We start from the raw sequence: 14,871 nt of genomic DNA, 5'->3' as shown, positions 1-14,871 counted from the left end.
ACCGCCATGCCCTACGTAAACATCCAGGTCACCGACGAAGGCGTGACCGCCGACGAGCGCCGCCAGCTCATCGAAGGTGTCACCGAACTGCTGGAACGGGTCCTGCGCAAACCGCCCGCGAGCACCTTCGTGGTGATCCAGGAAATCCCCACCGACAGCTGGGGCGTAGGTGGTGAGACGGTCAAGGCTCTGCGCGCCAGGGAAAAGCCCGGGACCTGACGCAGCGGGCACGCCGGGGCCCCGTCAGGGCCACCGGCGCTTGCCATGCACCAAGCTGGTGCTGATAGGATCGGGAGCCTACCTGCTCCCACTGTCAGCCGAGGCAAGGAATGCTCGCCGCGCTCAAGCGTTATCCGCTACAGGTCAACCTGCTGCTCAGCGGCACCTTTCTGCTCACCCTGGGCCGTGCCATCACCCTGCCCTACCTGGTGATCTACCTCTCGACCCAGTTCGACCTGCCCGTCAGCCGCATCGGCCTGATCATGGGCGGCGCGCTGTTCGGCGGCTCGCTGCTCAGCCTCTACGGTGGCTTCCTGATCGACCGCCTGCCCGGCTTCCGCCTGATCCTCGGCTTCGGCACCTGCTTCGTCGCCGCCTTTGCCGGCATGCTGCTGACCACCCAGCTGTGGCTGTTCTTCCTGTTCCTGCTGGGCTTCAACTTCGCCTATTCGGTCACCGACGTGGTGGTGAAGACCATCTTCGGCCGCCTGCTGCCGGCCGCCGAGCAGGGCCGTGCGTTTTCCATCCGTTACACCCTGATCAACCTCGCCTACGCCATCGGCCCCTTCATCGGCGCCGCCCTGGCGCACTGGAGCCAGCACCTGCCCTTCGTGCTCTCGGCAAGCCTCGGCGCGCTGTTCCTGCTGGCCTTCGCGCGCTACGGCGACCGTGGCATGCGCCCGGCCGAAGGCGTGGCGCCGCCCTCGTTCATCGCGGTGATGGGGGTGCTGGCCAAGGACCACCGGCTGATGTACTTCACCATCGGCGGTGTGCTCACCGCCGTGGTATTCGGCCAGTTCTCCGCCTACCTCTCGCAGTACCTGGTGGCCACCGGCACGGCGGAATACGCCTACCAGGTGATCCAGACGCTGCTCGGGGTCAACGCGGTGACGGTGATCGCCCTGCAGTACCTGCTGGGCAAGCGCATCGGCAACGAGCACCTGCAGCGCTGGCTGATCGTCGGCCTGGGCCTGTTCGTGCTCGGCATCGTCGGCTTCGGCCTGTCCCACAGCCTCGTGCACTGGGGGCTGGCGATGGTGGTGTTCACCCTGGGCGAGATCATCGTGATCCCCGCCGAGTACATGTTCATCGACCGCATCGCCCCGCCGCACCTGCGCGGCGTGTACTACGGCACGCAGAACCTGGCCAACCTCGGCGGCGCCTTCGGGCCGATCCTGGTGGGCTTCTTCCTCGCGCTGTTCGCACCGCACTGGGTGTTCGTCATGCTCGCCACCTTCATCGTCGGCGGCGGGGTGTTCTATGTGCTGGGGTCCAGGCTGAGCCAGCGCATCGCCCGCGAGGCTTGACCTCAAGTCCACTTGAACCGGGATGCTGGTTCCATCGACCCACTCGAAGGAACCTGCCATGCCGCTCTCTGCCCTGCTTCCCACGTTGATATCCGCCATCGCCATCGGTATCGGCGCCACCCTGCTGATGGACGGCTGGACCGTCCTGCGCCGGCATCTGCTTGGCGTGCCTTCGCTGGACTATGCCCTGGTTGGCCGCTGGGTCGGCCACATGCCGCGCGGGCGGTTCCGCCACACCGCCATCGGCGAGGCCGCGCCAGTGGCCGGCGAACGCCCGCTGGGCTGGGCGATCCACTACCTCACCGGGATCGTCTTCGCCCTTGCCCTGGTCGCGCTGGCCGGCAGCGACTGGCTGTGTCGGCCGAGCCTGCTGCCGGCGCTGCTCTTCGGCGTGGCCACCGTGGCAATGCCCTTCCTGCTGATGCAGCCGGCGTTGGGCCTGGGCATCGCCGCGAGCAGGACCGCTAGCCCGGCCAGGGCCCGCCTGCACAGCCTGATAACCCACGCGGTCTTCGGGCTGGGCCTCTATCTCGCGGCGCTGAGTCTGCTGCCGTTGACCTGCGCCAGCTGATCCTTCGCCAACTGGACTACCCTTGCTGCACCCCCCAGTGCAGGAAGCCCCAGGATGAGCCGCATCGCCATTGCCGACCCGCAACCCTTCATGCTCGCTGCCCTGCGCCAGCGCCTGGAGGCGGCCGGGCACGAGGTGGTCGGCGAAGTCGGCGATGGCCGCGAAGCGCTGGACGTGATCAAGCGCCTGCACCCTGACCTGCTTATCCTCGAACTGGACCTGCCGCGCCTGGGCGGCGTCGAACTGCTGCGGCGGCTGCACCGCGACTGGCCGCAACAGAAGACCCTGGTCTTCACCCACCTGCCCGCCGCCCACTACCAGGGACTCTGCCTGGAAGCCGGCGCGCGGGGTTTCGCGCACAAGGGCGACCGCCCCGAGGAAGTGGACGACGCCGTGCGCCTGGTGCTTGGCGGGCGCAAGGTCTTCCCCGCGCAGGCGCCGCATCCGGGCGGCGACGCGCCGGGCGCGGACGAGCACATCACCCCACGCGAGCTGACGGTCCTGCACTACCTCTCGCAGGGCTATCGGGTCAAGGATATCGCCGAAGAACTGGCGATCAGCGACCGCACCGTCAGCACCTACAAGGCACGCCTGCTGGAGAAGACGCAGACCGACTCGCTGGTGGACCTGGTCGAAGCCGCCAAGGTGAAGGGCCTGCTCAGCAACAATATGGTGGAAAGCCTGGTGCGCGCGCCGGCAGAACCGTCCAGCAAGACCCGCGATCTCGCGCGGCTGTTCGACATCCTGCCCAGCCCCATCAGCCTTTGGAGCCGCGAAGGCGAGCTACTGGCCTGCAATCGCTACTTCCTGCAGGTCTACGGCAAGAGCGAGGAACAGTTGCTGGGGTCGCGCATGTTCGAAATGGGCGTGGTCAATGAAGCCGATGGTGTTCTGGCGCGCCGCGACTTCCTCACTGGCGCGGCAGGCGACAAGCCATTCACCCAGGTGATCGCCTGCACCCTGCACGGTGAACATCGCATCATCCGCCTGATCGGTGTGCCGCTGTGCGAAGACTCCGGCGAATCCATCGGCGTGGTCTGCTCCTTCGTCGATATCACCGAACACGAACTCGAAGTACAGCACCTGCAGGAGGCCAAGGCCTATCTGGATGGCCTGCGCGCCACCCGCGCGCGATACCTGCAGTACAGCTTCGACGACCTGCTGGACGAAATCCGCCACCTGCACGCATTGCTGCAGCCATCGGTGGCGCACCGCCCGGAAGAGGAACCACTCTCCGGCGCCTTCGTCGGCCTCGGCAGAATGGAGGAGAAGCTGCTGATTTTGCGCGAACTGCTGCGCATCGAAACCGGCAGCGAGCCGATAGCGCCGCAGGTGTGCGAGCTGAACCAGCTGACCGCCAGCCTGCTGGACGACCTGCCCTTGCGGCCCGTCGCTGCGCCCCAGTTTGCCTGGGTCGATCTCGCGCGCTACCGCAACCTGCTCAAGGCGCTGCGCTTCTCACTCGAACGCTCCGCGCTGAAGGTCCGCGAGGTGCAGGCCAGCGTGGAAAACCTGGCCCACGGCGTGCTCATCTGGCGGCTGAACTTCGCGCTTGCCCCGCAGGCCGATCTGCCCGAGCGCCTGGCCAGCCTCGACCAGCGTCCGAGCCTGGAACTGGTGCGTCTGATCTGCCAGCTGTTCGAGGGCAGTTTCCAGACCGGCAGCGCGGACGAACCACCCAGCGCCGGATTGATCCAGCTCAAGCTTGTGCGCAGTAGTTCCCCGCACTAGTGCGGGCACTACACGGCTTTCAGGCACCCCCGATGGGGGCGCCAGCGCCCTGACCCGATGCTTGCCCCATAGCCCTCTCGCTATGGAGCAGCATCATGAAAGACCTACCCTCGCACACCTCTTCCCACGGCACCTGCCCCAGCCGGCTGCACATCCTGTGCATCGCCGTGGCGCTGGCCGGCGCCGGCATCCCCTTGACCGTCATGGCCGGCGACGCCCTCCCCCAGGGCGGCAGCATCATCTCCGGCAGCGGCAGCATCAGCCAGAACGGCAACGAGATGACGGTGAACACGCAAAGCGCGCGTACCGCCATCAACTGGCAGCGCTTCAGCGTTGGCGCAGACAACCGCATCACCTTCAACCAGCCCGACGGCAAGTCCGTCACCCTCAACCGCGTCGTCGGCAGCGACCCGTCGAAGATCTATGGCGCGGTGACCTCCAACGGCCAGCTGATCCTGGTGAACCCCAACGGCGTCTGGATCGGCCCGAAGGCACATATCAGCTCCAGCGCCCTGGTCGCCAGTGCCGGCTTCCTCACCGAGGAACAGGCTAAACAGTTCGCCGAGAGCGGCAAGCTGGACATCCAGCTCACCGGCAACGTGACCAACCAGGGCCGCATCACCGTGCATGACAACGGCATGGTCGCCCTGCTAGGCGCCCAGGTGAACAACGCCGGCGTAATCCAGGCGCGCAAGGGCATGGTGCAACTGGCGACCGGCCCGCAGGCGACCCTGGACTTCCACGGTGACGGCCTGCTGAACATCGCCGTGAGCGGTGAGCCCGGCGAGAAGGACAGCGTCAACCCGGACGTCACCGGCGGCGTACACAACAGCGGCGAAATCGACGTCGGCAACGGCACCGTTGCGATGAGCGCCGCCCGCGCGGCCAAGCACCTGGATTCGGTGATCAACGTCGGCGGCAACGTACTGGCCGACTCCGTCTCCACCGACGGCGGCACCGTGGTGCTGGGTAATTCGGCGAAGACCAACGTCACCGGCAGCATCAGCGCCACCGGGGTCAATGGTGGACAGATCAAGGTACTGGGCGACGAGGTGAATGTCGCCGGCTCCGCGAAGATCGACGCCAGCGGCACCCAGGGTTCTGGCGGCAAGGTGCTGGTAGGTGGCAGCTATCAAGGCAAAGGAACCGAGCAGGCGGCGAAGAACACGACCGTGGCCAAGGGCGCCCAGCTCAAGGCCGACGGCAAGACCGATGGCGGCCAGGTAGTGGTCTGGAGCGACGGCAAGACCCATTTCGCCGGCCAGGCAAGCGCCAAGGGTGGCCAGCGCGGCGGTGTGGTGGAAACCTCCGGCCAGCAGCTGACCGTCACCGCCGACGCGAACGTCTCCACCAAGGGCAGCACGGCTGACGGCACCTGGCTGCTGGACCCGGCCACGGTCAACATCGAGGCGACCGACACCGATGGCAGCGGCCAGGGTTCGGTGGCTGCCAGCGCCATCGTCAACGGCCTGGCTCAAGGCAATGTGACGATCTATGCAACTGACACCCTGAACGTCAACGCCCCGATCATTGCCACCAACTTCGCGACCGTTAACAACGACGGGCGAACCAGCAAATCTACTCTCGCCCTGATTTCCTCAGGCAACGCAGGTACGGTCTCCGCCTATACCGGGACGGACAAGACCCGCACCAGTGGTGCAGTCAATATCCGTGCGCCGATCCTGCTCAAGGATGGCAACCTCTACATCAGCGCCACGGGGGACATCCGGCTGATCGACAACGCCGGAAGCGCCACGGGGGACGCGGCTTACAACAAGCGCGCGATCATCGATGTCGGCTCTGGCGTGGCCTGGCTGAAAACCGGCGACACCGCATCGATCTTCCAGGACAACAACACCGCACTGATCGGCGACAAGGTCGCCCTGGATGGGGCGAGTGTGCGCATGGAAAGTGGTCTCAACTACGCCGGCACGCTGGCAGGCCAGGCCAGCAACGGTATCTTCCGCTTCACGCAGACAAATGCCACTGGCGATGAACCTATCACTACCGACACCGTCACGGCGCCCTACACCGGAGAGCAATTGACCGGGGTGAAGGCCTACACCCTATCTGTGGTTGGTTCGCAGAACATCACGTCCTATCAACACGCCAATGAAACCTATCGCAGTGTGACCCTCAGTGCTGGCGGGCAGCAGTTCGATTACATCATCTTCGAGGCCACCAGCTATACCGGGCGTGATGGGAGAACCATCAGCCCCGCAACCCTGCTCACCTATCTGGACAGCTCAGACTACCTGGTCAATGGGCTCAGCTTCAGAGACACCAACAACGTCCAATGGCAGTTCATCCCGGATGGCACGAAGGATGGCCTGACCAAGGTTCTTCGCAACGGCGTAGAAGTGAACACGCCAGTGGGATTTTCCCTGTCTGGCGTGGGTGGCGTAGCAGTCGCCGGCACCACTTCGGACTCTTCGAATAAACCTTACTGGGGCGTGCTCGGCGACTACATCCCCGGCGCCCAGCTGCAGGCGGAAATCCAGTACAACGAGCAGACCCAGTCCTCCCAGCAACTGGCGATCAAGCTGGGCTCCACCACCACCTCGGTGCTGGCGCAGATCGGCTGGTTGATGAACGACGGCAGCAACACCACCAACGATGCCCGTTACGAAAACGCCAAGGTGCAATTCCTCAGGACGCAGGACAGGACTGCACAGAACGTCCAGATCACCTCGAACAAGGCTACTGTCACCGCCACTCCGGCTGATGCCAGTCGCACCTATGGCGATGCTAACCCACCGCTCTCGCAATCCCTGACCGAGAACACCCAGGCTTCGAAAGTCAGCGGCATCGACAACTACGTCGACCGGATGCTTGGGCGTACCGGCATCACTCAGTCTGAGCCCACTACTGCGGCTACCCAGCAATCGAATGTCGGGCAGTACGACATCAAGGGTGGCCTGGCTGCCGGATCGTTTGCGCAAAAACGATATGAACTCAACAATGGCACTGGGAAACTGACAGTGACCCCTGCTGAATTGACTGTCACTGCTAAAGACAAAGCCAAAACATATGGCACTGTAGATCCGACATTAGATTATGAAGTAGCCGGCGAGAAGCTTGGACAGACTGGTGCTGATATTTTAAATGGCGGAGCACTAGCCAGGGAGGCTGGCGAGGATGTGACTCCTGGTGGATACGCCATCAACCAGGGTGGGTTGGGCTTAAACAACGGGCTAGGTGGAAACTACACCCTCAAGTTCGTTGACGGGAAGCTTGAAATAGTGCCTGCCGAACTTGTCATACAGGCCGGCAATGAATACTACGTATATAACGGAACCACTCAGTCTGTTAATGGTTATGCTTATTATGGGCTGATTCCTGGTGACGAGGCTGTTATTAAGAATGTAGTCCTGTCGGGACAGGGCAGAGACGTAGGATCATATGTCACCAGGATCAATGGTGTGACATTAGATCCTTCGAAATCTGCAAACTACACTGTTCGGATTTTGGATGGCCTGCTTACTATCACTCCTGCTCCGCTGACTCTCACGGCCGGTAGCGCGCAATACGTCTACGACGGCATGTCGCACGCCGCCCCATGGTTCACTGCTCAAGGCCTCATGAATGGCGACACGATCAGAAATGATTCGGTAAAAACCTCTGGTCAAGGAACCAACGTTGGGTCTTATGTCAATCAGATTGAAAGTTTCAATCTAGATCCCTCGATAGCGCACAACTACTCAGTCTCGTTAATGAATGGTCAAATCACCATCACTCCAGCTGAGCTTCGAGTTCGTGCGCTGGATGCCGGTAAGACTTACGGTGATGCTGATCCACTCCTTGAGTATTCTGTAGCCGGGCTTGCGCAAACTGACAGTCTGAGCAGCATTCTGAGTGGCTCCATTTCCAGAGAGGCTGGTGAGAACGTCGGTGCATATGGAATAAACAAAGGCACTCTTGGAATGACTGGAGAACTTGCGCAGAATTACATCCTTCACTTTGAGGACGGGGTATTCACTGTCACTCCGGCGACTTTGAAAGTGCAAGCTGATGGCATGACCAAGTTCTACGGCGATCTTGATCCAAAGCTGAGTTATCAGGTGACCGGCAACAAAGGAAATGACAAGGCAGAGGATCTGGTCAGTGGCCAGGTCGTCCGCGACGCGGGTGAGAACGCTGGAACCTATGCCATCAACCAGGGAACCGTGGGCCTCACGGGTGCCGCCGGGCAGAACTACATCCTCCAGTACACAGGCGGAGATTTCGTCATCACTCCTGTCTCCTTGCAGGTTGAGGCCAACTCGCATACCAAGGTTTATGGAGACGTTGACCCAGAACTCACCTACAAGATCAGCGGCCTGAAAAACGGCGACCAGGAAGCTGATGTGGTTAGTGGCACCCTCACCCGCCAGACCGGGGAGAATGTCGGCAACTATGGCATTGGGCAGGGCAACGTAGGCCTGACAGATGCAGCATCAGGCAACTACATCTTCACCTTCGTCGATGGCCAATTGGCAATCATCCCGGCCAAGTTGACCGTACACGCCAAGGACGATGGAAAGGTCTATGGCGATGCCGATCCGACCTTCTCTCATGTGGTCACTGGGTTTAAGGGTACTGACACAGAGTCTTCCGTACTCAACGGTGGTTCCGTGGCCCGTCAGGCTGGCGAGAACGTGGGGAGCTACGGCATCGGCCAAGGCACTCTGGATCTCAATGGTGGTGTTGGCTCGAACTACATCCTGGACTTCAAGGATGGCGTGTTCACCATCTCCCCCGCCACGCTGACCGTCACCGCAGATGGCAAAACCAAGGTCTATGGTGAGGCTGATCCGACCCTCAAATACCGTGTCGATGGCCTGAAGGGCAATGATGTCGAAGCTGATGTGATGAACAGCGGCTCCCTGGTTCGCCAGGCCGGCGAGGACGTCGGCAACTACGGCATCAACCAAGGCTCTGTAGACCTCAATGGTGGGGCCGGGAAAAACTATGTCCTGCACTACGAGGCAGGCACCTTCTCGATCACCCCGGCGACTCTGGTGGTCACTGCAGATGGCAGCACCAAGGTCTACGGCGACTTTGACCCCAAACTGACTTACTCCGTGACCGGCATGAGGAACGGAGACACCGAGGATCAGCTGGTTGCAGGCAGTGTGGTCAGAGATGCTGGCGAGAATGTCGGCAGCTACGCCATCCGCCAGGGTGACGTCGACCTCACCAGCGGCAAGGGTCAGAACTACGTACTGAGCTTCGCCAACGGCACCTTCACGGTGACCCCGGCCACCCTCGAAGTGACTGCTGACAGCCACACCAAGGTCTATGGCGATTTAGACCCGACTCTCAGCTACACCGTGACCGGATTCAAGGGTTCTGACAGCGAAGCAAATCTGGGCCTGAGCGGTGACCTTTCTCGGGCTACCGGCGAGAACGTTGGCAACTACAGCATTGGCCAAGGCAACCTTTCGGTAGGTGGGGACAGCAACTACGTCCTCTCCTTCGTCAATGGCAACCTGGCCATCACCCCTGCCACGTTGACCGTCAAGGCCGATGATCAAACCAAGGTCTATGGCGATGCAGATCCTCTCCTGAGCCATGTGATTACCGGCTACAAGAACGGCGATACGGAGGCATCTGTTCTTAAAGGCGCCATAGGCCGTGAGGCCGGCGAGGATGTCCGGGCCGGCGGTTACACGATCCACCAGGGCAGCCTGGGCCTGAACAACGGTCAGGGCAGCAACTACGTCCTGGAGTTCGAGAACGGTACGTTGCACATCACTCCGGCCCAGTTGAACGTCACGGCGAACAACGACGGCAAGGTCTACGGCGAACTTGATCCGACCCTGACCTTCAAGGTCGATGGCCTGAAAGGCGCTGACAAGGAGACAGAGGCTCTGGCCGGCCAGCTAGCGCGCCAAGCCGGCGAGGATGTGAAGGAAGGCGGCTACGCCATCAACCAAGGCACCCTGAGCCTGACCGGCAAGGCTGCTCAGAACTACATCCTCACTTACGACAGCGGCACCTTCACCATCACTCCCGCGACCCTCATGGTGCGCGCCGATGACAGCACCAAGGTATATGGTGAGGTCGACCCGACGCTCAGCTACCAGGTCACTGGGTTCAAGCATAGTGATGACAAAGCCTCCGTGCTCAGCGGCAACGTGGCTCGCCAGGCCGGCGAAGATGTGAAGGCCGGTGGCTACGCCATCGGGAAAGGCGACCTGACTAGCACCACCCAGAACTACATCCTCCACTACGAGGAAGGCACCTTCACCATCACCCCGGCGTCGCTGCAGATCGACTTCGACGACCACTCCAAGGTCTATGGCGAGATCGATCCAGCGCTCACCTACCGGGTGAATGGACTGAAGAACGGCGACACGAAAGAGTCGGTCATGAGTGGCCAGGCCTCGCGGGCGGCCGGCGAGAACGTCGGCAACTACGTCATCGGCCAGGGCACAGTAGGAGCCAATGGCAACTACATCCTGACCTTCAACGAGGGCAAGCTGGCGATCACTCCCGCAGAGCTGACTGTCACCGCCGACAACAAGACCAAGGTCTACGGCGATCTCGACCCGACGATGACCTACAGCGTCAGCGGCCTGAAGCACGGCGACACCCAAGCCTCGGTCACCACCGGCAGCCTGGCGCGCATCTCCGGCGAGAACGTCACGCCCGAGGGCTACGCCATCACCCAGGGCAACGTGACCCTCACCAGCGGCAACTACCGCATGGTGTTCAGGGACGGCAACCTGCAGGTCACTCCCGCCCCGCTGGTGGTCACTGCCGACAACCAGAGCAAGATGCACGGTGCGGCTGACCCGACGCTGACCTGGAGCGTCAGCGGCCTCAAGGGCCAGGACCCGGCCTCGATCGCCCAGGGCTCGCTGCTGCGTGCTCCCGGCGAGGACGCCGGCAGCTACGCCATCAGCCAGAACCAGGCCTTCAGCGCCGGCAACAACTACAGCGTCAGCTTCAGGGACGGCGCTCTGACCATCACCGGTCCGCTCGCCCCGGTACCGCCGGAGCAACCCGGCCTGCCGCCGCTGCCGATGACCGCGCAGTCCCCCGGCAACGCCCGCTGCACCGCGCTGGAGTCGCCCTCGGCGGCCTCGGCCAACTACTCGGTGTCCCCCGCCGTGGTGCGCAGCTACGCCGTCCAGCTGGTGTGCAAACCGCGCTCCTACCAGGGCAAGGCCAGCACGACGGCGGACCTCAGCGACGTACTCACCTACGCCAACAGCCTCTTCAAGGACGGCCACTTCATCGTCCCCGAGGCCAAGCGCAGCGTGATTCCCCAAGACCTCAAACCCACTAGCAGCACAATCAAGGGAGGGAAATAGCCATGAAAGGCATTCCTTCGAAACTGCACATCCTGGCGGTCGCCGTGTGCTCTGCCCTGTTGCTGGTCCAGGCCCCGGCGTTCGCCGGGCCGCGGGCCCAGCTCGACCCCGGCCGGGTGGAAATCCCCCGACCCGACGGCGGCCGTGAAAGCTCCACGCAGATGCCCTCGACCCTGCAACTGCCGGACACCGTGGTCGTCCCCGAAACCGAAGGCCCGCCAGCCGAGATGGTGGTGAACCCCAACGACACCACGCGCTTCCAGGTCGACAAGGTGATCATCCGTGGCACCACGCTCTACGCCCCCGAGGCCTTCGCGTCGCTGACCGCGAGGCTCGAAGGCCACCGCGTCACCCTCGGCGAAGTCAACGCGGTGGTTGCGCAAATCACCCAGCGCTACCGCCAGGCCGGCTTCCTGCTGGCCCGCGCCTACCTGCCCGAACAGCGCCTGGAAAACGGCGAACTGCTGATCCAGGTCTTCGAGGGCCGGGTCAACGAAGTGAAACTGCAGGGCGACAACAACAAGGCCGTGCAGCGCTACGCCGACAACATCCGCCAGGAAGTGCCGCCGAAAAGCGCCACACTCGAGCGCAACCTGCTGCTGATGAACGACCTGTCCGGCCAGCAGAGCCGTGCCACCCTCGCCGCCTCGCCGGTGGAGCAAGGCACCGACCTGATCGTCGAAAACCAGGTGCGCAAGTACGAAGGCTTCTTCGGCTTCGACAACCGCGACAGCCGCTACTTCGGGCCCTGGCAGGTCTACGGCGGGGTCGGCGTCAACGACCTCACCGGCCGTGGCGACCACCTGGGCATCCGAGCCGGGCGGTCGGTGGAAGGCGACAAGATGACTTTCTTCGAAGGCCAGTACGACTTGCCGGTGGGCGGCCAGGGTGATGTGGTGAGCTTCCTCGCCCAGCACAACGACGGCCATGCCGACACCTACTCCTTCCTCGACGCCAACAGCTCCGGCGATACCTTCGCGGTACGCATCACCCGTCCGTGGGTCCGCCAGCGCGACCAGACCTTCAAGACCTCGGCGGCCTTCACCTGGTACAACGGCAAGTCGGAGTACCTGGACGATCCGCACAACCCGCCGTCCAGCGACGACCGCCTCCGCGCCATCCGACTCGGCGCCAGCTACGACTTCTTCGACGGTTTCGGCGGCAAGAACCTGGTCAAGGCCGAACTGAGCAAGGGCCTGAAGATCATGGGCGCCAGCCAGGAAGACCGCGCCAACCCATCCCGCGAGGGCGGCAGGACCGACTTCACCAAGCTGCAGGTGGACGCCCAGCGTCTGCAGGACCTTTCGAAGATCATCGACGGCATGAATCTGTACATTGCCGGTACTGCACAGACCTCGTTCGGCCAGACGCTGCTCTCGCCCGAGCAGTTCGGCGTCGGCGGCAGCGAGTTCGGCCGTGGCTACGACCCGTCGGAAATCACCGGCGACAAGGGCTTCGCGGTGAAAGCCGAGCTGCAGTACAACCGCCTCCATACCTTCCGGGATTACGCCGTACCGACCCAGTACTACGCCTTCTGGGACTTCGGCAAGGTGTGGAGCGAGGAGCCGAACTGGATCAGCAGCGAAAGCCTGTCCTCCACCGGCTTCGGCGCGCACCTGCAGGTGTTCAAGGACACCTACGTCTCGCCGGAGGTCGCCTTCCCGCTGACCCGCTCGGTCTCGGCCAAGGAACTGGACGACGACAACGGCAAGGCGCCGCGTTTCTACCTCAACTTCCTCAAACTGTTCTGAACCACGACGGGCGGCCGCCTATCCGGCCGCCTCCCCCCGGAGGTTTCCATGTCACAGCAGAACCTGCGTACGCTGCGCAGCGTACGCTCCACCGCCTTCAACAACGAAGTGGCCGCCGAACTCCTGCGCGAGCTGGCGCCGCTGATCGCCAACCAGGAACTGAACCGCCGCATGCGCTGCGCGGCCCGCCAGCTGCTGCTGGACGCCGAGGCCCTGGAGGACGCTTACCAGCAGATGAACGAACGGCAGCACTGAGTCAGCTCAGATGACCAGGGGCAGGTCGAATTCCAGGCGCAACAGGCCTTCGCCCTGCTCGCCCTCCAGCTGCGACAACTCCCCATGGAACAACAGCACCATCCGCTGTACCCGCGCCCGCGCCCAGCTCGCCGGCTCGCCGGTGTCCACGAGCCTTGCCAGGCACTGCCAGGGTGACACCTCGATACGCAGGCGCAGGAGCCCTTTGAGATACCGCCAGTTGCTCAGCTGCAGGCGGATCGTTGCGTGGTCCGGGTTACGTGGCACCGCCTCGATCAAGGCTTCGAGCAACTGGCGGTAGTAGCCCGCGTCGATCCAGACCTTCCTCAGGCTGAGCACCCCCGGCCCGAGATCCAGCCGGTAACCGGCAGCCTGCAGCTCCGCGCGCTGGGGCTGCAGGATTTCCTCGGTGAGCCGGCCCAGTTCGTGCGCCTCACTGACCCGCTCGGCCACATGGTGCTGCAGGTCGAGCAGGGCATCCAGCTGGCGCAGGCTCGCCAGCATCGACTGCAGGCCCCCGCGCGAAGCCTCCAGTTCAACGTCCGCCAACGTGACCACGTCCTCTTCGCCGGATCGCCGCACGGAGGCATCGAGCCCACCGAGCTGTTCACGGAAATCCGCCACGATCCTGGCCAGCAGGTTGGTCTTCAGATGGCTGCGATAACGGCTCTCGAACAGGCCGCTACGCAGCTCCGCCAACTGCTCGTCGCGCTCGTCCAGGGACAGCATTCCACCGAGCATTCCCAGCATCCGTCCATCCGCGGAGCGATGCGGCACGCACCAGGCGAAGTAGGTGCCGACGATGGTCGAATCATCCAGCGATATTTCCTCGGCGATCGGCTCCTCGCGCAGCACCGCCTCGCGATAGCGCTGCGCCGTGCGCTCGCGCAACGATGGCGACAGCCAGTGGGCATCCTCGAAACACCCGCCACGGACTTCCTCGAAAGTCCTGCCGACACGGTTGAGAAACGGGAGGTTGCACAGCAGCAGGCGGCTATCCATATCCCGCACGAACATGGGGTTGGGCGTAGCATCGAGCAATGCGCGCAGCAGGCCCAGCTCATGCTCGAGCTGCGGATCGGCCGGCGCCACGGTCGTCCCTTCCGCGGCCAGCAGCCCGAGGCTCTGCGCCACCTGCAGCAACTGCACGTCACTGCTGACATTGAGCTTCTGGTGCAGGCGCATCTTGTAGGTGCTGATGGTCTTGTAACTCAGGCTCAGCTGGTCGGAAATCTCCTTATTGGAGAGCCCCCGGCCAAGCATTTCCAGAACCGTCAGCTCGCGGCCGGAGAGGCGTTCCAGCTCCGCCCGGCCATCGGCGTCGGTCGCCTTCGGCCCTTGCGTGGCTCCGCGCGGGAAGTAGCTGCGCCCGCGCAGCACGGCGGCCAGCGCCTTCTCCAGCTCGGCGGCCGGCTCGTCCTTGCCGACGAAGGCATCCGCGCCCGCCTGCAGTGCACGGCCGGCATAAACCTCACGCTCCTGCGCGCTGAACACCAGCAGGCGCACGCCATCCATCGCGGCGCGCAGGCGACGCAGCACATCCAGGCCGCCCAGGCGCGGAATCGCCAACTCGATGATGACCACGTCCGGGCGCCGTTCGCGACAAAGCGTCAGCGCATCCTGGCCGTTGTCCGCCTCGCCGATCACCTGGTGCCCGGCACGACTGACCAGCGCGCGCACCCCGTCACGGAGCACCGGCTGGCCGTCGACCAGCAGGATGGTACTCATTCCCTGTC

Annotated in this window: 8 protein-coding genes; 7 read left to right on the top strand and 1 reads right to left on the bottom strand. The window is 63.5% G+C overall.

The window, feature by feature from the left end:
- Positions 1–6 precede the first annotated feature (6 nt).
- From IB261_RS13680 to IB261_RS13650, 7 genes are all read left to right on the top strand, one after another.
- Positions 7–219, top strand: a complete 213-nt coding sequence (locus IB261_RS13680; protein WP_081520855.1) for a tautomerase family protein — start codon at positions 7–9, stop codon at positions 217–219.
- A 110-nt stretch (positions 220–329) separates the two neighbouring features.
- Complete coding sequence (locus IB261_RS13675; protein ID WP_192210916.1) at positions 330–1,526, top strand: MFS transporter; 1,197 nt, start codon at positions 330–332, stop codon at positions 1,524–1,526.
- A gap of 58 nt (positions 1,527–1,584) precedes the next feature.
- Entirely contained in the window at positions 1,585–2,097 is a 513-nt protein-coding gene (locus tag IB261_RS13670) for a DUF2938 domain-containing protein (protein ID WP_192382825.1), read from the top strand.
- Between the two features lie 54 nt (positions 2,098–2,151).
- A complete protein-coding gene (locus IB261_RS13665; RefSeq protein ID WP_192382826.1) occupies positions 2,152–3,828 on the top strand; it encodes a response regulator in 1,677 nt (558 codons plus the stop codon).
- Positions 3,829–3,923: 95 nt separating this feature from the next.
- Positions 3,924–11,129 (top strand): MBG domain-containing protein, encoded by a 7,206-nt coding sequence (locus tag IB261_RS13660; RefSeq protein WP_225606113.1) that lies wholly within the window; start codon positions 3,924–3,926, stop codon positions 11,127–11,129.
- A 2-nt stretch (positions 11,130–11,131) separates the two neighbouring features.
- Entirely contained in the window at positions 11,132–12,880 is a 1,749-nt protein-coding gene (locus tag IB261_RS13655) for a ShlB/FhaC/HecB family hemolysin secretion/activation protein (protein ID WP_192382827.1), read from the top strand.
- Between the two features lie 48 nt (positions 12,881–12,928).
- Positions 12,929–13,135: a hypothetical protein gene (locus IB261_RS13650; RefSeq protein ID WP_151186913.1), complete on the top strand. Its 207-nt coding sequence runs from the start codon at positions 12,929–12,931 to the stop codon at positions 13,133–13,135.
- 6 nt (positions 13,136–13,141) lie between these two features.
- On the opposite strand, the gene IB261_RS13645 is transcribed toward IB261_RS13650, so the two are convergent.
- A complete protein-coding gene (locus IB261_RS13645; protein WP_192210912.1) occupies positions 13,142–14,863 on the bottom strand; it encodes a response regulator in 1,722 nt (573 codons plus the stop codon).
- Positions 14,864–14,871 lie beyond the last annotated feature (8 nt).

Origin of the sequence: Pseudomonas sp. PDM20 (genome assembly GCF_014852575.3) — a bacterium.
Taxonomy (GTDB): domain Bacteria; phylum Pseudomonadota; class Gammaproteobacteria; order Pseudomonadales; family Pseudomonadaceae; genus Pseudomonas.
Note: the sequence above shows the minus strand (reverse complement) of the source record. Positions and strands in the feature narration are given on the sequence as shown.